The sequence below is a fragment of the Rhizobium sp. 01N424 genome (assembly GCF_056399485.1).
In genome coordinates this window covers 15,317-40,939 of sequence record NZ_JBFTRK010000021.1, presented here as the reverse complement: position 1 = coordinate 40,939, position 25,623 = coordinate 15,317, and the positions used below count along the sequence as shown (strand labels likewise).

At 62.4% G+C, this 25,623-nt stretch carries 13 protein-coding genes; 7 read left to right on the top strand and 6 right to left on the bottom strand.

The annotated features are described in order from the left end of the window. Positions 1-49: 49 nt before the first annotated feature. On the bottom strand, positions 50-1,747 hold the full coding sequence (locus AC1DNK_RS28870) for an FAD-dependent oxidoreductase (protein WP_477944594.1): 1,698 nt from the start codon (positions 1,745-1,747) through the stop codon (positions 50-52). A gap of 232 nt (positions 1,748-1,979) precedes the next feature. Between AC1DNK_RS28870 and AC1DNK_RS28865 the strand changes: the two genes are divergently transcribed. Next, positions 1,980-3,158: a DegT/DnrJ/EryC1/StrS family aminotransferase gene (locus AC1DNK_RS28865; RefSeq protein WP_477944592.1), complete on the top strand. Its 1,179-nt coding sequence runs from the start codon at positions 1,980-1,982 to the stop codon at positions 3,156-3,158. Then, positions 3,148-3,894 carry a 4'-phosphopantetheinyl transferase family protein gene (locus AC1DNK_RS28860; RefSeq protein ID WP_477944590.1) on the top strand — a complete coding sequence of 249 codons (747 nt, stop codon included), beginning with the start codon at positions 3,148-3,150 and terminating at the stop codon, positions 3,892-3,894. The genes AC1DNK_RS28865 and AC1DNK_RS28860 overlap by 11 nt, the downstream gene beginning before the upstream one ends. Here AC1DNK_RS28860 and AC1DNK_RS28855 read toward each other — a convergent pair. The 5 genes from AC1DNK_RS28855 to AC1DNK_RS28835 form a co-directional block, all read right to left on the bottom strand. Beyond that, on the bottom strand, positions 3,864-5,456 hold the full coding sequence (locus tag AC1DNK_RS28855; protein ID WP_477944588.1) for a glucosamine inositolphosphorylceramide transferase family protein: 1,593 nt from the start codon (positions 5,454-5,456) through the stop codon (positions 3,864-3,866). The two genes, AC1DNK_RS28860 and AC1DNK_RS28855, sit on opposite strands and share 31 nt — an antisense overlap. Before the next feature lie 29 nt (positions 5,457-5,485). Then, the gene (locus tag AC1DNK_RS28850; RefSeq protein WP_477944586.1) at positions 5,486-8,284 is read right to left on the bottom strand and encodes a condensation domain-containing protein; all 2,799 of its coding nucleotides are present in this window, start codon (positions 8,282-8,284) and stop codon (positions 5,486-5,488) included. Beyond that, positions 8,281-16,362, bottom strand: a complete 8,082-nt coding sequence (locus AC1DNK_RS28845; protein WP_477944584.1) for an amino acid adenylation domain-containing protein — start codon at positions 16,360-16,362, stop codon at positions 8,281-8,283. Before AC1DNK_RS28845 ends, AC1DNK_RS28850 begins: the two co-directional genes overlap by 4 nt. Further along, the gene (locus AC1DNK_RS28840; protein ID WP_477944582.1) at positions 16,359-18,278 is read right to left on the bottom strand and encodes a non-ribosomal peptide synthetase; all 1,920 of its coding nucleotides are present in this window, start codon (positions 18,276-18,278) and stop codon (positions 16,359-16,361) included. The genes AC1DNK_RS28845 and AC1DNK_RS28840 overlap by 4 nt, the downstream gene beginning before the upstream one ends. A 282-nt stretch (positions 18,279-18,560) precedes the next feature. Continuing rightward, on the bottom strand, positions 18,561-19,418 hold the full coding sequence (locus tag AC1DNK_RS28835; RefSeq protein ID WP_477944580.1) for a glycoside hydrolase family 16 protein: 858 nt from the start codon (positions 19,416-19,418) through the stop codon (positions 18,561-18,563). A 144-nt stretch (positions 19,419-19,562) separates the two neighbouring features. Here AC1DNK_RS28835 and AC1DNK_RS28830 point away from each other — a divergent pair, with 144 nt between their 5' ends. The 5 genes from AC1DNK_RS28830 to AC1DNK_RS28810 all read left to right on the top strand — a co-directional run bounded on the left by AC1DNK_RS28830 (position 19,563) and on the right by AC1DNK_RS28810 (position 25,525). Then, positions 19,563-20,993 (top strand): hypothetical protein, encoded by a 1,431-nt coding sequence (locus AC1DNK_RS28830; protein WP_477944578.1) that lies wholly within the window; start codon positions 19,563-19,565, stop codon positions 20,991-20,993. Further along, a complete protein-coding gene (locus AC1DNK_RS28825) occupies positions 20,990-22,216 on the top strand; it encodes a polysaccharide pyruvyl transferase family protein (protein ID WP_477944576.1) in 1,227 nt (408 codons plus the stop codon). The genes AC1DNK_RS28830 and AC1DNK_RS28825 overlap by 4 nt, the downstream gene beginning before the upstream one ends. A gap of 173 nt (positions 22,217-22,389) precedes the next feature. After that, entirely contained in the window at positions 22,390-23,106 is a 717-nt protein-coding gene (locus AC1DNK_RS28820) for a helix-turn-helix domain-containing protein (RefSeq protein ID WP_310294072.1), read from the top strand. 368 nt (positions 23,107-23,474) lie between these two features. Beyond that, the gene (locus AC1DNK_RS28815) at positions 23,475-24,116 is read left to right on the top strand and encodes a response regulator transcription factor (protein WP_310294071.1); all 642 of its coding nucleotides are present in this window, start codon (positions 23,475-23,477) and stop codon (positions 24,114-24,116) included. Positions 24,117-24,334: 218 nt separating this feature from the next. After that, entirely contained in the window at positions 24,335-25,525 is a 1,191-nt protein-coding gene (locus AC1DNK_RS28810; protein WP_477944573.1) for a glycosyltransferase, read from the top strand. The last annotated feature ends 98 nt before the right edge of the window (positions 25,526-25,623 follow it).

The following is a 25,623-nucleotide window of genomic DNA, read 5'->3' as shown; positions in this document are numbered from 1 at the left end:
AGACGCCGCGCATTGCGCGGCGTCTTCATTTCCAGATCGAAATGGAACCTCAGACGACCTGGCGCGATTGCCGTGCGCCGGAGGCCGGCCGCCGCTCGCCGGCAAGCCGTTCGCTCAGATGATCGGCAAGCCGCATCGATAGTGCCACCAGCATCAGCGTCGGGTTCGCGTGCCCTGCTGTCGGAAACACCGAGCTGCCCGCGACATAGAGACCATCGACGCCATGCACCATCGCGTTGCGATCGACGACGCTGGTCGCCGGATCGCTGCCCATGCGCGTCGTGCAGGATGGATGGGCCATGTCCATGAAGGCCGCTGCCGACCGGTCGCCGGAGGCGATCCATTCGGAAAGCTCCGGCTCCGGCAGCCCGAGCCGCTGGAACTCGCCGGCAATGGTCTGCGCCAATCGCGCAATGCTCTCGACTTCCGTCTCGCCGATCTTCCAGTTGACCCGGGCAATCGGCTTGCCGAAGCGGTCGAGCTTCTCGGACAGCGTCACGCGGCTTTCCGGATCCAGCTGCTGCTCGGCCATCACGTCGAAGCGCAGTTCGGCCGAGCGATGCGGCAGTCCGCGCATCTTGACGAGTCGCTGATAGGCGCCCGATGCGACCATGCCGGCGGAACCGGCGACCGTCAGCAGATCGCCGAGCGCGCTCTTGCCGCCGCCCTTTGCCAGCCGCTTGAGGGCTGCCCAGGGATCGTCGGCAGCGTGGATCTGCACCGGATAGGCGGCACAGTTCGTCAACCCTTCCCGCGCCTGGATCGCCGGGCTCAGAGACAGGCCGCGAAGATAAAAATGTGGCGCACCGCCATGCTTCAAACCGTAGAAATTGAAGTGGCGTGTCACCGCGTCGATATCCCGGCTCTTGCGGAAGCGCATCAGCGTCGTGCGCGGATGATCGGCGAGATAGCGGCCGACCGTTCCACGGGTGTTGCCGAGACCGGCGGGCGACAGCGAATTCGACGCCAGAAGCAGCCGCGCATTCTCGACGCCGCCGCAGCAGAGCACCACCATCTTCGCCCGCACCGTCGCCGTGTTGCCCTCGGCGCTGGCGACGCTCAGCGAATGATAACCGCGCTGTTCGGCACGGATCTCGGTGACATTGGCGTTGGTCAGGAACTTCGTGCCCGATTGCGCCAACCCGCGGGCCACATTGGCAAAGCGCATCGGCTCGCCCCTCTTCTTCCGCTCATGGCTGAACTGCCAGAAGAAATAGCGCAGGCTCTTGGCGTCGAGCCTCAGCTCTTCCGGCGCCGTGCGCAGCAGATCGTGCAGCTTCTCGTCATAGACGTTGGGCCCGAGATTGAGCAGTTCGGCGGCACGGCCGAGATGCGGCATCAATTCATTGCGCTCGAAAGGCCAGCCGGACAGCCGGAGCCACGGCCGCAATGCGAAATCCATATCATCGAAGGCGGCGCATTTGCCGATCCAGGTATGGGTGCTGCCGCCAAGCATGCGGTTGCGAAGCTCGAAAGCCGGGATGGCATTCAGCCAGGAAAGAGAGCCGTTATAGCCGCGGCCCTCCGGCGCCTGACGGCCGCCGGAGGGTTCACCGGTATTCTCGACCGCATTCAGTGCCTGCGGGCCCGGTTCGTAGGACGGGCCGCCACTGTCAAGCACCAGCACATCCGCCTTCCCGGTCAGCTCGCGCGCGATCGTAAGCCCGGCGGGCCCGCCGCCGATGACGGCGACATCGACCTGCAGCAAGGTGTGCACGGGCATGGATCTGAGATCGAGAATGCTCAAGGCCTTTTCCCCTTCGATAACGTCCCCTTTGATAGCAAGACCGCGCCCGCGACATAAATCGTCCAATGAGGTCCCGCGGATTAGATCGCCTACCGACTTCGGCTAGGCTCCCACCCCCGGCCACCCTCTCCTAAGCCGGAAGGATATGCTGAACGGCCCGGCGCTCCGTTTTAAGGTTCGGTGTCGCGCGGCTATGAGCGCCGCGAATTGGGAGCGTAGGAGATTTCAGCAGATGGCCCGTGTCGGAGTTCGTGAATGGCTGGCGCTTGCGCCGGTAATGCTATCAGGCAAGCTCGCCCGTTACAGCGATGACACCGGCGGGCCGCTGAAGCGTTTCGAAACCGACTTCTGCGAGAAGTTCGGCCTGTCGCATGCGCTGACCATGTGTAACGGCACCGCAGCGCTGATTTCGGCGATCGCCGCCGCTGGCATCGGCCCCGGCGACGAGGTGCTGGTGCCCGCCTATACCTGGATCGCCACCGCCGCCGCCCCGCTCGCTGCCGGCGCCGTTCCCGTGCTTGTCGATATCGACCAGACGCTGACCATGGATCCGGCCGATATCGTCCGCAAGATCACGCCGCGGACCAAGGCGATCATTCCGGTTCACATGGCCAACATGGTCTGCGACATGGACGCCATCATGCGGATCGCCCGCGAACACAATCTTCTGGTCATCGAGGACGCCTGCCAAGCCGTCGGCCTGACCTACAAGGGCAAGCGCACCGGCTCGTTCGGCAATGCGGCGGCGTACAGCTTCAACCAGTTCAAGAACATCAATATCGGCGAAGGCGGCGCTCTCGCCACCAACGATGCCACCCTCTTTGCCCGGGCGCGCATGTATCACGATATCGGCGCGCTGTTCCGTGGCCATCTCGAATTCATCAAGGAGCCGCCGATCCTCGGCGTCAATTTCAAGGCCAACCAGATCCAGGGCGCGATGCTGAACGTGCAGCTGAAGAAGCTCGATCCGATGATCGCCAAGATGCGCCGGCGCTATGATGTGATGACCGACATCCTGTCGCACAGCGACGTGCTGCGCGTGGGCCCGCATAACGATGTCGGCAATGCCGCCGGCCTGCATGTCATGTTCGACACCGAGGACGACGCCAAGCGCTTTGCCGCCGAACACAAGCGTGGCGTCTACCGCCTCTACGATTCCAGCCGCCACGTTTTCACCAACTGGCAGCCGATCCTGCAGAAACGCACCGCCCATCCGGGCATGAACCCCTACAAATGGGCCGACAAGAGCGTCGATTACGGCGGCGACACCTGCACCCAGTCGCTCGACATCCTGAAGCGCACCTGCCGCATCAGCCTCGGCGAAAACTATCCGCTGATGCTGATGGCCCATCTTGCCAAGCGGATGGTGCAGCAGCGTCCGGCCGGCGGACAGCTCGCCTATGCGACCTGAGACGGCTGGCAGCGACGGTACCATCGACCTCTGGCTGTTCGATCTCGAACCGCCGCTGCCTGACGTCCACGGCTTCGAACGGCTGCTCAGCGGCGACGAGCGGACCCGCGCCGCCGCCTTCGTCTTCGACGAGGACCGCAACCGCTACATTGCCGGGCGCGGGCGGCTGCGCGAAATCCTGGCGCACTATCTGCGCCTGCCGCCGCAGGACATCCGCTTCACCTACAACGAATACGGAAAGCCCGGTCTCGATACCGGGCTTCACGGCGTTCTGCATTTCAATCTGAGCCACAGCGCCAGCCTGGCGCTGCTGGCCGTTTCGGACCGCTATTCGCTTGGCGCCGATATCGAACAGGAGGCGCCGTTAAAGGAAGACGTCGCCGCCTATTGCTTCTCCGATGCGGAGCGCAGCGATCTCGCAGCCTTGTCGCAAGACGAGTACCTGAACGGCTTCTATCGCTGCTGGACACGCAAGGAGGCTTTCGTCAAGGCGCATGGCAAAGGCCTGTCGCTGCCGCTGCAATCCTTCGACGTCTCTATCGGAACGGAAGCCATGCCTCTTCTCAAGAGGCTGGACTCCGATCCATCAGGCCTTCGGAACTGGAAGCTTTTCAATCTCGCCCCGGCGCCAGGCTTTGCCGGCGCCCTGGCAGTATTGACGGGCGGCAGGAACTCCCGGCTGCAATGGCGCAGCCTGGAGGAGCTTTACGCCGTCAGCCGCGCGTCCAGTATGTAGCGCCCGCCCGCCTCGTCGAAATGATGGCAGCCGTGCAGGCCGGCCTTGAAGTCGGGCGTGATCACCCGGACGCAACGCTCGCGATAGGCATCTTCGCTGAGCTCATCGATCTCCATGATATTCAGGCCATAGCCGTAGACGCCGTTGGTGTTGCGCTGCGACGGCCGGTAGAGATGGCCGCCGCGCTCGAACATCCGCCCGCCGTTGCGGGCCGCGACGCTGCCGATCACCACAGGATTGTGCCGGTGCGGCTTCAGACCCTTCAGATCCGGGCCATCGACCTCGTAGATATAGAGCTCGCTGCAGTGATCCTCATAGGCGTGATAGTCGGATAGATTGCTGAACAACCACCACTTGCCACCATGCTGGACCAGCATGTTGTCCGCGGCGGACCGCCCTTCGAGCGCCGTCGAATGCAGCTCCCATTTCAGCGGAAACTCGACGCAGCGCCAGATTTCGATGCGTTTGGTGGCATGCGTCTCCGGCATCATGAAGATGTCGTCGCCATCGCGAAAGACGTAGGGATAAGAGAGATGGTGCTCGCAGTTCAGCGCGATACCGACAGGAACGAGCTTGTCGCCCTCGAATCGTCCGACCGAGATATGCGCCTTGTGACCGCCGGTCGAATAGGATTCGTAGAATAGATAGCAATTGCCGTCATGCTCGAAGAGAAAGGGGTCGGCCTTGATGTCGTCCTTGGTCGGCGGCACCTCGATCGATTGCGACGGATCGAAATCGTCGATCTTTCCCCGGCCGGTATAGAGCGTCCAGACGGCGGCGCGCAGATGCATGCGTCGGCCGGCAGCACCCGCCGCGCGTTCGAGAAGATGCAGGCCGAGCGCCGCACCGTAATGCAACACCGTCGCAAGCTTCGGCGGGCCCGCGGGTTTGCGCGCCCGGGCGGGCTCCATGTTGAGCTCGCCGGCAGCCGCCTTGCGCAGCTCGCGCATCAAAAGCGTCACCGAACGCTCCTTGATGAAGGCCGTGTTGCGGGCTGCTGAAATCTTGATGTTGAAACTACAGGCGGCAATCGTCGATTTGCCCGCCCCGCCGCGGTCGGCCGACAGGATAAGCTCGGTCGCCGGTGCCTTCGACAGCAGATCCCGGTATCCGAACCAGCTGCCGTCTGCTGAGCATTCGTCGGAGAAATTGAACGACCAGACGCCGAACGGGAGAAGGTTCGCCACCGTTGCCGGCAGCGATGCCGGTGTCATCCGGATGATCAGATCCAGCCCGAGTTCGACCGCGAGCCGCGCGACATAATTGCCCCGCGCCGCATCGTCGGACATCGCATGCATGACGTCGAAGCGCTGCTCGGCAGCCTGGAAGCTGCCAGGCAGATAGGCGGGCTGGCGCGCAAAAAGCCGGTCCTCGATCTGCCATTGCAGCCGGAACAGGCGCGACGCCCGCGCCGTGCCGTCGGGACGATCGTGGACGATGACGGTCTCGAGCACGAAACGGCTGTCGGCCTTGATCCGGTCGAGCACGGCCAGCTGCCAGCTTTCCAGCCCGTCCTTGCTTCCGGCCAGAACGCCGATCCTCAGCGGTCTGTCTTGTCCCATGATGTCGCTCCGTTTCAACGGGTTGCGGGTCATTTCTGATCTGCTGACTGCAGTTTCCTCGATATTGCCGAGGCCAGTTCACGGATGCCGTCACTGCTGAGCGAGTCCTCATGCCAGCCGCTGAGATCGACACAGGCCGTATCCTTGGCAACCGCCTCGCCCCAGCCGAACCGCAACTTGCGGGCGCGCGGGTGATGTGCCTGGCTGCGCAGGAAGACGATCGACGGATCCTGCGTCTGCGCCGGCTTGTACTGCCTGGACGCACGGACCAGCAGGCCGGTCACCGCCTCATTGGCGACTTCCTCCGGCGAATATTCGCCCTTGCGGACGCCGAAGAGTCGCAGCAGGCCGAGCGTGACGTTGAACTCCTTCAGGTAATCGATGACAGGCATGCGGCCACCGAGCACTTTCTGTGTGAAGTAGATCGACCGCTTGACGCGCCGCTCCATCGTCCAGCGCTTCTGGCGGAACTTCGGCTGCGAGCGGAAATAGCCCGGCGCCCAAGCGTCGATCATTGCCGTGAACTGCACGTTCTTGCCCGCTTCACGCAGCTGCCTGGCGATCTCGAAGGCGAGAACGCCGTTGACGCAGAGGCCGACGATGGAAACCGAGGTGACCTGCGGCGGGATCTGCATCGCGTCGATGGCAAGGGCGGCAATCTCTTCGAACGACTTGCTTTCCAGCGCATCATTGAGCCGCGCGTTGAACATGTTGACGTTGTAGACCGCGACCGTTTCCGGCAGCTCGCTTGCCAGCCGGTAGTAGAGGAACGGGTGATTCAGCGTATAGACCGCTTCCGTTCCCGTTCCCGGCTTGCAGGTGATCATTTCCCAGGGATTTTCAGGAGCTTGAACCTCTGCCTTCACAGGCGCCGTCGAGACGCCGAACACCGATGCGGTGAACCGCTCGAGCGTCGGTTCGCGGAACAGCAGCTCGAGGTTCGGCTTTTCGTTGAACTTTTCGCGCACGGCAGCAAGCATCCGCAGCGCCAGCAGCGAATGACCGCCAAGCGCGAAGAAATCGCTCTCAGGCGTCACTGCGGGAACATTGAGGATCTGCTTCCAGAGGGCGGCAACCGCCGCCATCTTTTCCGGATCAGCCTTCATGGCGGCGCCAGCGGTGGCAACGGCCTGGACAGCCTTTGCCGGAGCGAACGCCGGCAGACGCACCGCAGAACGGTCGATCGATCCATCGGCCGACTTCGGAAGCCGCATCAGCACGCTGATTTCCTTCGGCAGCTTGTCGCCGGGGACATGCGCTTCGAGATGGCGCATCAGGATCGCGGGCAGCCGGTCCAGCGCATCCTCGCAGCTCAGCGACGGAACGACGAACGCCTGCGAGCCGATCTGCCCGCCACCGGAAACGACGGCAGCCTCGCCGACGGAAGGATGCGCGCGCAGCACGCCCTCGACATCATGCGGATCGAAGCGGTGAACCGCAACCGGAGCAGCCCCGCGGCGCGGCACCGTCAGTGCCGAAAGCGGCATGTCGGGATTGGCAAGCACCGCATCGTAGGTGTCCTTCCAATAGCGCAGGAAGAGCTCGATGGTTTCCTTGTCGAAAAGATCGGTGTTGTATTCGATCGACATGCGCCAGCCGCTTGGACGGCCGACCATCATGAAGCTCAGATCGTAGATGACCCCGGGCGATTGCGACGGAGCACTGATCAACTCGAATTCGCCATAGCGGCGGTCTTCGAGGAAAGCCTTGGACAGGTTGAAATTGACCGAGATCAGCGGATTGCGCGACGGATCGCGCGGCGGATTGATCATCCCGACCAGTTCGTTGAACGGCATGCGCTGGTGGTTGAGAACCCCTTCCAGCATCTCGTTCGACGAACGGATATGTTCGGCGAAGGTCGGATCGCCGCCCATGTCGTATTTCAGGACCAGCGTGTTGATGAAGACGCCGATCAGGTTTTCGAGGTCGGTATCCTCGCGTCCCGCGACGTTCGAGCCGAACAGCACGCAGTTTTCCCCAGTCAGCCGCTGCAGCATGGCGCTGATGACGGCGGTGCCGTAGCTGTAGAGCGAGACGCGCGCCTTGCGGGCAGCGGCATCGATCTTGTCGCCGAAATCCATCGGCTGCAGGACCGAGATCAGGTCGGCGCTGGTGGTCTTGACCGGACCACGCGGCCGGTCGGGAGAGACTTCGAAATACGGCGCATCCGTCAGCTTTTCACGCCAGAAGGTGCTTTCCGTCTCGAAGCCGTAGCTCGCCAGATATTCGGTCTGCCACAGCGCGTAGTCGCCATATTGCAGGGCAAGCTCCGGCACGTCGGGCTGGCGTCCGGCATCGATCGCCGAGGCGATCTCGCCCAGTTCGCGGCCGAGCACACGGATCGACCAGCCGTCGAAGCAGCTCTGATGTGCAGTGATCAGGAGAACGCCGACATCATTTTCCATCATTAGCAGGGTGACGCGGAAGAGCCCCGCCTTGCTGAGATCGAAGGGCACCCGCGCGGTTTCCTCGCCAATCGACGGCACGCGGCTCTTGCGGGTTTCCGGCGGCATGTTGCGCAGATCGATCACAGGCATCTTGAAGTCGACGCTGTCGACGACCTGCTGATAGGGACGGCCGTCCTTTTCGACGATCCTGGTGCGCAGCACTTCATGGCGCTGGATGATCTTGCGGAACGCCGCTTCCAGTGTTGCCGCCTTGAAGTTGCCGCGGATTTCCCAGCGCACCGCGACGTTCAGCCCCGGATTGCCGGGATTGAGCTGGTTCAGGATCCAGCAGCGCAGCTGCGTTTGCGTGCACGGAAACTCACCGATGATCTGCTGGCCGTCCTCAGGCTGCGCAGGTGTCTTTTCGAATGCGCTCATCATGCTCTCCCCAAGCCGCGGCGTGCGCCATTACGGAAATCCTTCAGTGAAGGGACGTGGTACTGCGCCGCCGTCTGGCTCATCACGTCCTGCTGCTCGGCGAAGGCCGCAAGTTCGGCGATCGACGGGTGGCGCAGCAGGTGCTTGGCTTCAAGCGGCAGGCCGGCATCCAGCATGCGGGCCGCAATGCGGAAGATGGCGAGCGAGTCGGTGCCGAGCGCATAGAGGTTGTCCTCGACGCCGACATCCGGAAGGTTGAGAACATCCTGCCAGATGGCGAGCAGCTTGCGCTCCATCTCGGTGCGCGGCTGCACGGTGATGATCTGCGCCTCACGCTTCGGCACGCCACGCAGCTTCAAGGTCTTGCGGTCGAGCTTGCCGTTGGCCGTCTGCGGCAGCTGGGCTTCGGGCACCCAGAAGGACGGCACCATGTAGCCCGGCAGCTTGGCCTTGGCATGGGCTGCAAGCTCTGCCGGCGACGGCTCGCCTGCACCTGCTGCCGGCACCACATAGGCAACCAGCGACTTGTCGCCCTTGTCGTTCTCGGCAACCACCACCGCGCATTGCGCAACCCCCGGGACCTGGCCGACGACGGATTCGATGTCGCCGAGCTCGATGCGGAAGCCACGCAGCTTGACCTGCTGGTCGCGGCGGCCGAGCAGCTGCAGCGAACCATCCACCAGACGCCTGCCGACATCCCCCGTCTTGTAGAGACGCTGTGGCTTGCCCTGATCGAAGGCGACCGGGACAAAGGCTTTCTCGGTCAGGTCGAGACGGTCAAAGTAGCCGTTCGCCAGACCGTCGCCGCCGATGCAGAGCTCACCGGTAACCCCGATCGGTGCGATCTGGTCGGTATCGTCGAGGATGTAGAGCTGCGTATTGGCGATCGGATGGCCGATGGTGATCGGCTTTGCCGCATCGGTGACCTGTTGGACGGACGACCAGATGGTGGTTTCAGTCGGGCCGTACATGTTCCAGAGCTCACCGCCGATCGACAGCAGCGACTTCGCCAGATCCTTCGGCAGCGGTTCGCCACCGCAAAGCATCTTGAGAGCAGGCTTGTTCTTCAGCCCGGCCTCGACAAGCATCTGCCAGAGGGTTGGCGTTGCCTGCAGAACATTCGCGCCGCTCTTGTTGACGAGATCGACCAGCGCAAAGCCGTCCTGAACCGTCTGGCGATCGGCGATGATGACCTTGCCGCCCGAAATCAACGGCAGGTAGAGCTCCAGCGCCGCGATATCGAAGGAGATCGTCGTAACGGCAACGATGCTGTCATCGGCCGTGAAGCCAGGCTCGCGCTGCATCGACAAGAGGAAGTTGACCAGAGCGCCATGCGAGACTTCGACGCCCTTCGGCACGCCGGTCGAACCCGATGTGAAGATCACATAGGCGGCCGCGCCGGCCTCAACGGAGTTTTTTAGGACCGCCTCCGTCATAGACGCAGTCTGCGGCTTGTCGAGGCGGATGACCGGGACACCGGATGCCAGAGCCGCCAGCTCGTCGCTGTCGCAGACCATGCCGCCGATCCGGGCTGCATCGATCGTCTGGCGCAGGCGCTCGACGGGATGGCCGGGATCCATCGGTACATAGGCATGTCCCGATTTCATAATGGCAAGCAGGGCCACGACCATGCCGATCGAGCGTTCGCAGAGCAGCGCCACCCGCTGGCCGGGCTGCGGAACAGCCATCTGGATATCCAGCGCCAGGGCGTTTGAGCGGGCCTCAAGGTCGCGGTAGCTGATCGTCTCGGCGCCATACTGGACCGCCGTTGCATCGGGCTGCTCGGCAGCGCGCTTGGCAAACAGCGAGACAGCGAGCTCTTCCTGGTCGTAGGGCGCGGCCGTGTCGTTGAGCCCGCCGATCAGCCAGGAGCGTTCGGCCGCCGTCAGCATCGGCACGTTCTCGATCGACAGCGTGAGATCGTCGGCCAGCGCACTGACCATCGTATCGAAATGACCGATCCAGCGCTCGACCGTTTCGCGGTCGAAGACATCGGCATTGTAGTCGACGTCGATGCGGACACCCTCGCGGCCTTCGATCATGTTGAAGAACAGGTCGAAGTTGGAGAAGGCCTTGGCATTCGGCGCCATCTGCGCCTTCAGATCGCCGAAGCTCTCGCCGCCGGCAACACGTTCCAGGTTGAACTGGATTTCAGTGAGCGGCAGGCGGCGTGCGTCACGCTTGACGCCGAGCTTCCGGACCAGTGTGCCGTAGGTATAGCCCTGGTTTTCGAAAGCCTGGAACACCAGCTGCTGGGTGGCCTTCAGATGCGTCAGGAAGCTTTCATGCGCATCGACGGTCTGGCGAAGCGGCAGAAGATTGACGCAATGGCCGAAGAGCACGTCGTCGCCGGCAAGCGTCTGGCCCGCGGATGGGATAGCGATGACGATATCCTGCTCGCCCGACAGGCGGGAGACCATGACCTGCAGCGTGGCAAGCAGCGTCGAGAACAATGTCGCCCCCGACTTCGCCCCGGCCTTCTTCAACGCCTTGTAGTGCTTGGTGTTGATGAAGCCGGTGCAGGTGCCACCAGCAAAGGTGCGCGGTTCCTGGCGCGGACGGTCGAGCGGCAGTTCCGGCAGGCCCGGAATGGACTTGAACTGATCAAGCCAGAAGGCTTCGGTCGCAGCCGAGCTTTCCGTGGTCGGCGCATATTGCGTCGCATAAGTGGCGAAGGACATAGCCTTCGGCAGAGCCACGTCCGTGCCTTCCTTGATTGCCGAATAGACGGTCGACAGCTCGCCGACGAAGATATTCAGCGACCAGCCGTCGCAGATGATGTGGTGGCCGGTGAAGACGAAGACATGCTTCTCCTTGGCCAGCTTGATGATGGCGGCCCGGGCAAGATAGCCCTCGACCAGATCGAAGGGCGTGCGCGCCTCGCCGTCGAGAATTTCCTGCAGCCGCGCGTCCGGATCGCTGTCGCCGGACATGTCGATCAGCGGCACTTCGAGGCGGAAGTTCGGGATGAATTCGAAGCTTTCGCCGCTGCGGGCAAAGCGGATGCTGAGCGCGTCATGGCGTGCCGTGACACGATCGACCGCCTGCTGGAAGATCGCATGGCCGAACTCGCCTTCCAGCGTCAGCAGGAAGGATTCGTTGAATGCGCAGGAGGCTTCGTCACCGGCCTGGGCGGCGAGCCAGACTTCCTTCTGCGCTTCCGTCAGCGGTGCGGACTGCAGCTTCGGCTGGCTTTCGGTCTCCGACTTGTAGAACGGGTTGGAAGCGCCGTTGGTCTTGCGCTCCGCCGGCGCTAGGATGCCGACACCCTGCAGGGCATCGAGGCTCTTGCGGAAGGCGGCGGCAATCGCGTTGAAGTCCTCTTCGACATGCGCCGTGGTCAGGAAGCAGGGATAACCCTCCTGGATATGGATGCCGTTGAGGCGCATATGGGCGTAGATCAGCGAGCCAAGTGGATCCTCGCTGCCGAAATCGGTGATGAACCAGCTCTTGTAGCCCTGGATGACAATGCCGATGCCGCGCTTGGCAAGGTCGGCGTTCATTTCGGCGATCAGCGCCTGGGTGCGTTCGGCAACCCAATCATAAAGAATGGCACCGTCGCCCTTGATATGGTCGATGACCGCACGCATGGCGGCCAGAACCAGAGGATGGCGGACGAAGGTGCCGGCGAAGAAGGTCGGTGCCGTCATCGGAACCGAGTCATCGCCATAATTCCAGTTGCCGCCGTCGAGCGCGTCCATGAAGCGGCTGCTGCCGGTCAGGATACCGATCGGCATGCCGCCGCCGATGACCTTGCCATAGGTGGCCATGTCGCCCTTGATGCCCCAGATGGCCTGCATGCCGCCCGGATCGACGCGGAAGCCGGTGACGACTTCGTCGAAGACAAGCGCGAATTCGGCATCGGTGGCGATCTGGCGAAGCGAGCGGACGAACTCGACCGGACGAAGTTCCGGATGACGGCTCTGCACCGGCTCGATGATGACGGCAGCGATATCGTCTGCGTTGGAGCGGATATATTCGAGGCTCTCGGCGGCGCCGTAGCGCAGCACGATCATGTTCGAAACCGACGCCGCCGGAATGCCCGAGGCAACCGGAATTGCCGTCGGATTGTCGGCGCGGTTGCGGCCCTTGACCAGCACTTCATCGAACTGGCCATGATAGTCATTCGAGAACACCACGATCTTGTCGCGGCCGGTGACCGCTCTGGCAAGACGCATGGCCGCCATCACCGCTTCCGAGCCGGTATTGCAGAAGGTGACGCGCTCATGGCCGGTCAGTGTGGCGATCATGTCGGCCACTTCGCCGGCAAGCGGCGTCTGCGGTCCGATCGCAAAGCCATCGTCGGCCTGGTCCTTGACGGCGCGGACGACGAAATCAGGGGCATGACCGAAGGCCGTCTGGCCGAAGCCGTTGACCAGATCGATATATTCGTTGCCGTCGATATCCCATATGCGCGAACCCTTGGAGCGGTCGCAGACCAGTGGGAACACCATTTCCTTCCATTCCGGACGGAAGCCGGAGGCGGTGCGCGGATCGGCGAGACGGCGGCGGTAGCGGGCGGTCGAAGACTTGGAGCGGCGCGTCTTGGTTTCGTATGCCGCGATCAGATCGGTGATGAACTGGCGCTTCTCGGGCGAGAGCTCGTTGACGGTGCTCTTCGTGCCCGGCTTGTAGAGCTTCATGCGCCGGGATTCCACCGGTGCATCGGCGGGCGCGGCTTCGCCAGCGGGTGCAGATGAAGGCGCCGGGGCGGCCTCGACCGGCTGTGGTGCTGCGGCAGCGGCCGGCGCGAAACTCTGGACCGGCGCGGGTGCGGCCAGCGCCGTGCCGCCCTGCATCAGGCTCATCTGCTGCGCAAACAGCGACTGCATCACCTGCAGCTGGGACTGCATCAGAGCTTCGAGGGTACCGGGTGCGGCAGAGAGCGGATTGGCAAGCGGCGGAGCGCTGATCATCACCGGCTGTGCGGCAGCCTGAACCGGTGCCGGTGCGGCTACTGCGGCGGGGGCTGCAGCAACAGCGGCAACAGGTGCGGCCTGCGCCGGCATTTCGCGGTCCAGATGGCGGGCAAGATCGGCGATCGACGGGATGTTGCTCAGCAACTCGCGGAACGAGATCTTGACCTTGTATTCGCGCTCCACCTTCTGAGCGAACTGGCCGATCAGCAGTGAATCGAAGCCAAGTTCGAGGAAGGTCGCAGCAGTCTCGTTCGCACTGAGCGACTCACCCGAGATGTCGCTCAAAATCCGAAGCAGCGAGGCTTCGAGAACAGGAACACGATCGACAACGGAAGAAACGGTCATGGATTTACTCTCACCGGTAGGTTGCGTTTGCAGTTCTTGAACTCCGGCGACGGATGCCGTCACCGCAGCGGGGGCTGATACGGTTGCTGGTTGGGCTTGTACGGGGGCAGTTGTTGCTGCCCGCCGTGTGGAAGGAGGCGCATCGACCCAATGGCGCTTGCGCTGGAAGGGATAAGTCGGCAGGTGCGTTTTGCTGCCGCCATGCGACCATGCCTGCCAGTCGATATTGCAGCCGGCCATCCAGAGCTTGCCGACGGCTTCGCCGAGCGTTTCGGCTGCAGCGTCGGCGCGGTCATGTTCCGGCAGCGACTGGATGATCGTCGCAACGCCTTCCTTTGGCAGCGTCTGCGATGCGAAGGTCGAGAGCGCCCGGCCGGGGCCGATTTCCATCAGCACCGGCTTGACGCCGCGGCACAGCGTTTCGAGACCGGCCGAGAAACGAACTGTTTCGCGGCAGTGGCGTGCCCAATAGTCCGGGGACGTACCGCGTTCGCCGGTCTGCCAGTCGCCGGTGACGCAGGAGATGTAAGGCAGYGTCGCCGTGCCGTAGGTCACCCGCGCCGTCTCGTCACGCAGCGCATCGGCGGCATTGTCCATCATCGCCGAATGGAAGGCATGCGAGGTGTGAAGGCGGCTATAGGCGATCCCAGCCCCGTCGAGCGAGGCGCAGACGGCATCGACGGCTGTGAAGGTGCCGGAGATGACGCAGAGCTTCGGCGCATTGACGGCAGCGATCTCGACGCCTTCGCGAAGATAGGCCGAGACCGTATCGACATCGGAGCGGACCGAAACCATGGCGCCATGCGGCTGGTTCTGCATCAGTCGCCCGCGGGTGGCGACCAGGCGAAGGCCGTCCTCGAAGGAGATGACGTTGGCAAGCGTTGCGGCGACGAACTCGCCGACGCTGTGGCCGATCATCGCGAAGGGGCGCACGCCGCGGCTCATCCAGAGGCGGGCCAGCGCATGTTCGACGAGATAAAGGCAAGGCTGGGCGATCTGCGTCTCGCGCTGCTCGTCCATCATCGCCTGCGTCACCGCACCGGAATGGCAGATATATTCGCGCAGATCCGCATTCAGCGACATCTTCAACAGCTCGGCGCCGCGGTCGATCCAGCGGGTGAATTCGGGCTCGCGGCTATAGAGCGCTGCACCCATGCCGACATATTGCGCACCCTGCCCCGGAAACATGAAGGCTATCGGCGGTGCCGTGTCTTCGGCTACCATCGAGGTATAGCGTTCCGACTTCAGCCGCTCGATCGCATCGTCGCGGCTGCCGGCAGCGAAAGCGCTGCGGTGATTGAAAGTGCGGCGGCCGCTCTGCAGCGTGTGGGCGACATCGGCGAGCGCCGTGTCCGGGTGGGTTTCAAGATGCGCGTGCAGCTTGCCGCGCATCGCCGAAAGCGCCTCCGGCGAACGGGCCGAAAGCGGGATGATGAAAGGTCCCTCCGCCGGCACCGTCTCGGCAACCGGGGCTTCCTGCAGGACGACGTGAACATTGGTGCCGCCGACGCCGAAGGCGCTGACACCGGCGCGGCGCGGCGTCTCGGAGACCGGCCAGTCAGCCGTCTCGCTCAGAATATAGAACGGGCTGTTGGCAAGATCGATGCGCGGGTTCGGCGCCCGGAAATTCGGCATCGCCGGGATCTTGGCATTCTTCAGCGCCAGAGCCGTCTTGATCAGGCCGCAGACACCGGCTGCCGCATCGAGATGGCCGACCGTTCCCTTGACCGATCCGAGCGCGACATTGCGCCGGTGCCCGGCAATCCCGGAAAAGGCTTCGCTGAGGCCGCCGAATTCGATCGGATCGCCAAGCGGCGTGGCCGTGCCGTGGCATTCGATATAGCCGATCGTTTCCGGATCAACACCGGCATTGGCGATCGCTGAGGAGATGACATTCGCCTGACCGGCGATGCTCGGTGCCGTGAAGCCGACCTTCTCCGAGCCATCATTGTTGACGGCATAGCCGCGGATGACGGCGTAGATGTCGTCGCCGTCGCGCTGGGCATCTTCCAGACGCTTCAGCACCACGACGCCCGCGCCGCTGCCGAATACGGTGCCGGTGGCATCGGCATCGAACGGGCGGCAAACGCCGTCGGCGGATACCATGCCGCCTTCCTGGTAGATGTAGCCTCGCTTCTGCGGCAGCGTGATCGACACGCCACCTGCCAGCGCCATGTCGCAGCTATAGGTCAGAAGGTTCTGGCAGGCCTGGGATACGGCGAGTAGCGAGGTCGAGCAGGCCGATTGCAGCGAGAAGGCCGGACCATGCAGGTCGAGCTTGTAGGCGATGCGTGTCGCCAGCGCATCGTTCAGCGAGCCAACGATCTGCTGGTAGAAGCCGATCTGGTAGTTCGAGGTCATTTCCTCGGCCGTCGCCCGGTCGCGGAGAATGTTGTTGATCAGATAGGTCGACATCGAAGCGCCAGCAAAAACGCCGATCAGGCCGTCATAGGCGGCCGGATCATAGGCCGCATCCTCGAGCGCTTCCCAGCAGATTTCCAGGAAGATCCGGTGCTGGGGGTCGGTAACGGCGGCTTCCTTCGGAAACATCCCAAAGAACTCGGCATCAAACATGTCGACATCGGTCAGGTTCGGCCGTGCCGGAACGAAATTCGGAAGAGCCCGCTCTTCGTCCGTGAACGAATCCTCGAGTTCTTCCGGCGTCAATTTGGAAAAGGCATTCCGGCCGGATGTTACTAGCTGCCACAACGCATCGACGTTCTTGGCCCCTGGAAACCGTCCCGACATCCCGACAATTGCGATCTGCCCGGCATCCTGCAAGGCTTCGTCAGCATCGCCCCCGCGATCCCCCATCATTTCGTATTCCTCCGGAAGCGAGCCATATTGTTGCGCTGTTGCTCGGCGCGCTGGGCTGCGGCGGTTCCCCGGGCCGAACTGTCGAGTTTGCCGTCCAGGAACCGGGACAGTTCCCGGATCGTCGAATGTTTGAAGAGCAGGACGACCGGGATCGCCCGGCCGAGTTCGGCCTCGATCCGCGCATGAACCTGCATGAGCTGCAGCGAGGTGCCGCCGAGATCGAAGAAATTGGTGTCGGCATCGACCGGCTTGTTGCCGAGCGCCTCGCGCCACAGCCGCGTCAGCATCGCCTCGCCGCCGCTCTTGGCGGTCAGGTCGAGACTGCCGGGGACGGCTTCGGGCGGCGGTGCGAGCAGCTTCGAGCGGTCGATCTTGCCGGAGCGGGTGAGCGGCATCTCATCGATGACGACAATAGAATTCGGGATCATGAAGGCAGGCAGCCGGCCGCGTAAAGCCGCCATCACGTCCCGCGTCAGCTCCTGGTCCCTGCCCCGCAGATCCTCGCGCGGGCAGAGATAGGCGATCATCTGCTTCAGTTCCGGCCCCATCACCTGGCAAACAACGGCCGCCTCAGCGAGCCTGGTATCGCTGCGCAGCGCGGTCTCGATCTCGTCGAGCTCGATGCGCTTGCCGTTGATCTTGACCTGCCGGTCGCGGCGGCCGCGGAAATAGACCATCCCATCGGCGTCCATCGTGCCGAGATCGCCGGTCAGATAGCAGCGCACCGGGCCGTCGCGCGTATCGACGATGACGAAACGCTCGCGTGTCAGCTCAGGGCGGTTGAAATAGCCGAGCGCCAGACCATCGCCGCCAATCGCGATCTGCCCTTCCGTTCCGTAGGCGACTTCGCGGAGCTCGTCGTCGAGAATGCGGATCTCGGTATGGGCGATCGCCTTGCCGATCGGCAATTCCGAGCCCTTGAAGTCGGCAGGGATCGAATAGGCGGTGACGAGAACAGTCGCTTCGGTCGGTCCATAGACATTCGAGACGCGGCAGTTCGGATGCGACTGCATGAAGCGCAGCGAATGGGTGACCGAGCCGACATCGCCGCCATAGATGACATGGCGCAGCGACTGCATGCGCTCCTGCCCGTAGTCGGCCATGAGATTGAAGAGACCCGGCGTCGAGGCGTGGAAGGTGACGCCATGCTCTTCGATCAGCTCGCAGAGGCGGCTGACCGAGAAATTGACATCCAGCATGCCGACCAGCTTGCAGCCGTTCAGCAGCGCGCTCCAGATTTCCAGCATCGATGCATCGAAGGAGATCGTCAGCGCATGCAGCACCACATCCTTGGTGGTGAGGATGTTGTGGCGCTGATCGAGGATCAGATTGCTGAGGCCGCGATGCGGGACGACGACGCCCTTGGGCCGGCCGGTCGAGCCGGAGGTAAACATGACATAGGCGGCATCGCAGCCGCAGGGCTGGCCGGCCGGCTGAGCGGCAGGGCGCGCGGCCGAAGCGTCGGCGATCGCCGCGCGGGCATCCAGCGTCTTGGTCTCGAGACCCGGGATCAGCGCCAGCTTCGGAACCGAGGACGTCTCGGCGAAGACGATCTTCGGCGCGCATTCGGCAATGACATAATCGAGGTGTTCGGCCGGATAGGCCGGATCGAGCGGCAGATAGGCGGCACCTGCCTTGAGAATGGCCAGCATGCAGACCACGGTTTCGAGGCTGCGGGGAAGCAGCAGCCCGACGACATCGCCGCGCACCACGCCGCGCTCCTGGAGCATGACGGCGAGCGCATCCGAAATGGTATCGAGCTCGCCATAGCTCAGCTGGCTGTTGCCGAAAACCAGCGCGGTAGCGGCCGGATTTCTGAGTGCATGGCCGCGGACGATCGCCGGCAGTCCGCGATCCCTGTCGTAGTGGCCGATGTCCTGCGTCTCGGCCGTTTCTGTGTAAGCAAGGCCCGTCATCGCCTTTTCCCCTTCATACCCCGCTGGCGGGTGTCTGCTGAGCGGCATCCGTGAGCCGACCTTCCCATTTCACAGGGATTCCGCCAGATGATCATTGGGATGAAATCGGCGCCATCTGGCGGTAGAGGGTGTAGAGGAGTGGCCGCAAAGGGCTAGGCGGCCGCACCGGACCTAGCCGAAAGAATTAGGTTTGCCGCTGGTGGCAAAACGCAGCGGGAGCGGCATCTCTGCCGCTCCCGCTATCCATTTCTGGTGCTGTTGACCTGTTATCCAAGCTGCCGCTCAGGGCAGCCCGTAGACATGCACGTAATCGACGAACATATGAGACGGATCGGGTGCACTGGCTTTCGTCACATTATCGACGAGACCGAGGTTGAGCAGCACATACATCGGCTGTTGATGCTCGGGCCGCGTCTCGGTCTTCCAGACCAGTTTCCTGTCGAAATACATGCGGATGTATTTCGGGTCGATCTTTACGCCATAGGTATGGAAGTCGCCGGGCTTGGCCTTCAGGAAGGCGTTGATCCGCGAGAATTTCGAATAATGCTCGCCGGTCTTGTACCAGACATGCACGGTCGACGAATAACCGTCCGGCTTGTCGCCGTAATATTCCATGACGTCGATCTCGGCCGTCGATTTCGAGCGGTCCTTGCCGATCAGCCAAAAGGCCGGCCACAGACCGGGACCGGTCGGCAGCTGGGCGCGCGTTTCGAAATAGCCGTATTGCTGCGCAAAGCCGTTGCCTTTTGGATCAACCGAGGCAAGCAGCCCCGATCGCCATTCGCCCTCGCCGTCCTTCGAGGACTCGATGCGCAGCACACCATCATCGATGGTGAATGGGAAGCCCTCCTTGGGATTGGCAAAGCGCGCCCCGCCAAAATCTCCCGACCACGGCGTATGCGCAATCCAGCGCGTTCCCGGCCCCCAGGCCGAGACGCTGAGATCGTCGAACTCGTCGGCGAAGGTGATCTTCATCTTGTCGAGGTCGAGAGCGTCGCCCGTATCGCCGGACGCCGCGTCGTCTGCAAAGATCGGTGCCGCCGTGGTTGCAGCGAGCGCAGCCGCGCACATGGCCAGCAGCAACGGACGCCGCCCGCCGGTCAAATGCTCGTTGCGAGATGTCTTGAATATATTGAACATGGCGCAACGATAGGCAGACCCTGAAACCGGGTGAAGAACCACGTTCGGCCGAGCCCCTGCCCGAAAGAAGTAGCCGCGGGCGTAAATACGCGGTGCTTTCCTGCATGCTACTGTTTCTGAAAATAGGGCTGGGCAACGACTTCCATGCACTTTCAGATCATGGGATTTCTGACGTTGGTATTGGGCGCGGCGGCACTTTACATGCCGCCGGTCTGGTCGTTCCTGCTGATCTTCGTTTCGACCGTCTTCGGTTCTGCCGCCGCCTTCAACCTGTCGGGTCTCGGCGGCGCATCTGTTCTGGTTCCCAATCTCTTCTTGGTCTTCTTCTTCATCCGCGTGCTGATGAGCTGCGGCGAAGGCCGGATCCTGGCAGCCTTTGCACCCTCCAGGATCGGATTCTATCTCCTCGCGCTGACAGTCTTCGGGCTGGTCACCGCCGTCTTCTTCCCGCGGCTGTTCCAGGGCATGGCCGAGACGATGATCGTCGAGCGCCAGGTCGGCGCGCGCAGCTTCATCGCGCTGCAGCCGCTGCGCTTCTCGTCCAACAATATCACCCAGTCAGTCTATGCCGTCGGTGGGCTGCTCTGCTTTGCCTGCACCTTTGCCTGGTTCCGCCGCGAAGGCATCGCCACCTCGCTGGTTACCGCGCTGATCGTGACGACCGTGGTCGACCTCTCCTTCGCCGTCGCCGATATCATCACCTATTACTCGCATACCGAATGGTTGATGAGCTTCGTGCACACCGCAAACTACGCGCTGCTGACCGCCTCGGAAAAAGGCGGACTGAAGCGTATTTCCGGAACCTTCCCGGAAGCATCCGCCTTTGCCGACTATACGCTGGTGCTGTTTGCCGCCGTCTCCAGCCTCTGGCTGGATGGCGTGCGCAAGAAGATCACCGGTATCCTCTCTCTGGCGCTGCTTACCTCGCTGCTGCTCTCGACATCGGCAACCGCCCTCGTCGGCGTCGCGGCAATCATGCCGTTCCTGCTGATCCGGGCGATCCGCGGCCGCCACGCACTGGCGATCACCCTCGGTGCTGCGGCCTTGCCGCTTCTGGCGGTCATTGTTGTTGTCGCGCTTCCCGATCTCGCCACCGGCCTGCATGACTTCCTCGACGAAATGGTCCTCTCAAAGGCCGACAGCCAGTCGGGCCGCGAGCGGTTCATGTGGAATTCGGTCGCCTACGAAAGCTTCGTCAATACCTATGGCTTCGGCGCCGGACTGGGCAGCGCCCGCGCATCGAGCTTCGTGCTCGTGCTGTTGTCGAACCTCGGCGTTGCCGGGACGGCGATCTTCGTAATCTTCTCGCTCGCCGTCGTGCTGGCACACTTGCCGCAGCATGATGCCGAACGTCCGGAGGATATCGCCGCCGTACGCGCCGCCAAGCTGGGCTTCTTCGCGGTGCTGGTGACGGCCACCATCTCGGGCACCGTCTACGATCTCGGCCTCACCTTCTATATCCTCGCAGGTAGCGTCGCAGCCCTGACGCTGCCGCGGGCGCTGAACCGCCCGGCACAGACCGCACCGGCCTTCCGCTTCCGAAGCAGCCAGGACGCAGCACAGGCTCACTCATGAAAATCGTCGTCTTCAACGTCAAATACAGTGAGAACCTTGGAGACGGCCTGCTGGCCGACTGCATCGAAACCACGTTGCGCGCCGAAGGCATAGAGGTCGAGACGCTCGATCTGGCCGGCCGCACCGCCGTCGGCACCAGCAGGAACCGCAGCCTGATCCTCAATATCCTGCGCCACCTCCCCGCACGGCTGCGACGCGCCGTCGTCACGAAGGCACTGGCCAAACAGTTGCGCGAAAGCAGCCGCATCTGGGACGCGAAGATCGCGGCCGCCGATGCCGTCATTCTCGGCGGCGGCAATCTGTTTCAGGACGACGACCTGAACTTTCCGCTGAAGGTCGGCACGCTGCTCGATTGCGCTGCACGGCAGGGAAAGCCCCTTGCCATCTATGCCGTCGGCGTCGGCCCGCACTGGTCAGAACCGGCAAAACGCCTGTTCCGGCGGCTGCAGGACACCCGCCTTGCACATCTCTCCGTCCGCGACGGCTTCGCCTATCGCAACTGGCTGGAATATTTCCCCTCAGGCCCGGTGCCGCAGATCGAGCCCGACCCCGGCCTGCTCGCCGCAAGCCTCGTTTCCGGGGATCTTCCTGCCGTCCATAAATCCGTCGGCCTCTGCGTCACCGAGCCGAAGATCCTGGCACGACACGCTTCGCGCCCGGCGCTCTCCATTCCGTTGACCACGGTCTCCGATTACCGCGACCTCATCAGCCATCTGACCGGCGCCGGTTACCGCGTCACCCTGTTTTCGAATGGGGCCGGCGAAGACCAGAAGCTGGCTGAAACCGTGCTGTCGTCCTGCAGGGCTGCCGGTATCGGCACCGCCGGGACGCTGCGTCTGGCCGACCGCCCGCGCGATCCGCAGCAGCTGCTGGCGATCCTCAGGCAAAACAGTGTCATCGCCGCCCACAGGCTGCATGCCTGCATCGCCGCACACGCCATGCGTATCCCGGCGGTGGGCCTTGCCTGGGATGGCAAGGTCGAGGGCTTCTTCCGTGAAATGAACCGCTCCGGCGCTTTCGCCGCCGCTGGAACCAGCCCCGCCGGGATTGCCGCAATGGTCATGCGCGCAGATCAGGAAGGGCTCTCTTCCGAGGTCCATCACGAACAAGTGACTGCGACCAGGTCCGCACTAACGAATGTGTGCGCGACTTTATTTGGGCTGAACCGGCCAGACACGATTTCCCGCTCCAAAAAACGTAATAAATTGGTACATAACGTATAAAAATGAGATTTATTCTGCACCAATATTGAAAATAACCATTCCGGCAAATCTATCCTCTTCAACAATCCCGATTCCGAGACAACATGAAATATTCATGTTACGATGTGCTCATATTTAATGGTTAACAGGTGTCTAAGGGGAAATAAAACCACGAAGTTTGCTGGAGGCGGGGCGTGGCGATATACGAAGGGTCGGACCACGAAAATCTTGGGCTGGTCAGAATACAGGGGCAAAGATTCACGTTATCGGGCGGTTCTCACCGCGCGTATGACGACGGCGATATTGTATTCGACCCCGAAGCCCGGAAGGCGGCGCTGCTTATTCTTGTAAGCGGCTGGGCCGTGTCCTGCAAATCGCTGCCGAACGGCACCCGCGTCGTGCTCGAATTCATCCTTCCCGGCGACATCATCTGGACGCCATCGGTAGCGACCGCCCGGGAAACGATCGAAGCCATTTCCCATGTCCAATTCTATGAGCTGAGCGGCCATGTTCTGGCCCGCTATCTCGACAGCAACACCGGCCAGAACATCATTCTCTCCGAGATGATGCGATGTCATGCCCGCATGTCCGAGCGCCTCGCCAATGTCGGCCGCCGCGATGCGCTGGCCCGCACGGGACACCTTCTTCTCGAGCTCGCAGCGCGCATCGGACCGGACCGCAAGCGGCCGGGCCTCGATGGCTTCCTGTGCCCCCTGACCCAATCCGATATCGGCGATGCCGTCGGCCTCTCCACGGTGCATATCAACCGTGTCCTGAAGGATCTTCGGGTCAATGGACTACTGTCGTTTAGAAACGGGACCGTCGAGTTTCTCAATCGTAGAAAGCTCGAAGAACTTGTTGAATTCGACGATAGTTACCTCGCTACACAACCGCAGATAATTCCGAGATAAAGTGATAGTTCAAAGTAATTAGTCGCCCATTTCTGGGCTAATTATTTCAGACGCTGATATTTTAACAGAACATTAACCTATGTTAATGCCGCCTCATTTGGCTTCCTCCATATTTACATACAAGAGATCAATTCCGGAGCCATGGAATTCAAACAGACATAGCACCTAGTGCTAAGTAATAATTCTCGGGCTTACTTCTCTTACACGTTTAGTATTGAGTTCAACCAATGTAGGGGCGTGAAATGGAAGGTCTAACAACATCGAGTGAGCAGATCAGATCTGATACAGCTCACCTCATCTCTCTTCGCACATCCGATTCCATGAGACATTATCAGGTTTCCTCCCGGGCAGATTCCCAGGAAGAGCTGATGGATTATGTCCTGCTGCTGGATCCCCGCTCGCTGCAGAGCGAGTGCCTTTCCAGAAGCCTTTCCGAATACGATGAGGATCTCAAGGTCATCACTGCGACCTCGATCGAGGAGTGGCAGCGCAAGCGCATGCGGTTCGAACCGGCGCTGATTCTGTACATGATCGGCGGAAAGCATGTCTCCGAACCGGATGTCAGCGACAAGATTGCCAAGCTGGCGCAGAAATTTCCGTCCGTACCTGTCATCGTCGGCGCAGAGGGCGACGAAATCCAGCAGGTGCTGAAGGCACTGGAATGTGGCGCCAAGGGCTACATCCCCGCGAATATCGGCATCGGCGTTGCCGCCGAGGCAATCGCTCTGGCCCGTGCCGGTGGCGTTTTCGTTCCGGCGAGCAGTCTGCTCGCCGCCAAGGAGATGATCACCTCAAGCACGACGGCAGCGAAATGCGGCGATCATTCCTTCACGCCACGCGAAATGTCGGTGGCGGATGCACTTCGCCGCGGCAAGTCGAACAAGATCATCGCTTACGAGATGAACCTCTGCGAAAGCACAGTCAAAGTGCATATTCGCAATATCATGAAGAAGCTGCACGCGACCAACCGGACGGAAGTTGCCTACAAGATCCGCGAGTTCGCTCAATAATCTCCCATTCCTCCGAAGATCTAGCCGGAGCGCCAACGCGCTCCGGTTCTTTTGCGTGCCTGCTATCCGGCCTTCTGCACGAGGAGCCAGTTTCCCGGTCGCGTAAGGCTTTCGGCTAGGCTCCTACCCCCAATTGACGCCGGTCAGCGCCGATGAAGGCGCTAGGGCGCGCCACCGAACTCAACGATGATGGCACCGCTTCACTTGAGGGGATAATTATGCGCGTCGCGATCGTACATTACTGGCTCGTGTCCATGCGCGGCGGCGAAAAGGTCGTCGAAGCGCTCTGCGACATGTATCCGGACGCGGATATTTTCACGCTTGTCTATGATGAAAGCCGGATGTCGGAAACGATCAAGCGCCACAAGGTTACCTCCTCCTTCCTGCAGAAGATCCCCGGCGCCGTGAAGCACTATCAGTCGCTGCTGCCGCTGATGCCCTTTGCGCTCGAAAGCCTCGATCTCAGCGGCTACGACCTGATCATCTCCAGCGAGTCAGGCCCCGCCAAGGGCATCATCGCCCCGCCGCACTCGACTCATGTCTGCTACTGCCATTCGCCGATGCGCTATATCTGGGACCACTATCATGTCTATCGCGCCCGGGCCGGTCTCGCCTCGCGCATGATGCTGCCCGTCATGGCGCCGCTGCTCCGGTCCTGGGATGTCAGCACCAGCCTGCGCGTCGACCGCTTCGTCGCCAACTCGCATCACGTCAAGGCGCGTATCGGCAAATATTACGGCCGCTCGGCGACGGTCATCCACCCCCCCGTTGCCGTCGACGACTATGCCGTCTCCGACGACATCGGCGACTTCTACCTCTGCGCCGGGCAGCTCGTGTCCTACAAGCGCATCGACCTTGCCGTGCGCGCCTTCACCAATATGGGCCGCAACCTCGTCGTCATCGGCGAAGGCAAGGAGCTGGCGGCACTGAAAGCGATTGCCGGCCCGACCGTCACCTTCCTCGGCCGCACGCCCTTCCCGGTGATGAAGGAAAAACTTGCCCGCTGCCGCGCCCTGATCTTCCCCGGCGAAGAGGATTTCGGCATCGTTCCCGTCGAAGCCATGGCCAGCGGCCGGCCGGTCATCGCCTTCGGCAGCGGCGGCGCGCTTGAAACGGTGGTGCCGGGCCTGAGCGGCATGCTCTTTAACGAACAGACACCGGAAGCCATCATCGACGCCGTGGAAAGCTTCGAGGCGCAGGCCGCGATGTTCGACCCGCAAGCCATCCGCGCCCACGCCGCCCGCTTCAGCACCCGCAATTTCAAGCTTGGCATGGAGCTGATCATCCAGGAGGAACTGCGCGCCCGCAAGGCCGCCGCCCTGCAGCCCGCCCCCCACGGCGAAGCCCGCCGCTTCCCCTTCGACACGGTCTTCCCGGTACCGGCCCCGGAGACCGACCGGGTGCACTAGGCCCCCATATCCCGATCCTCACGCCATATGACCACCGCACGGAAAGCGTGACTCCCTGCGCGGAACAACAAATAGGATGCTCCGTTTCTCCCCCGCAA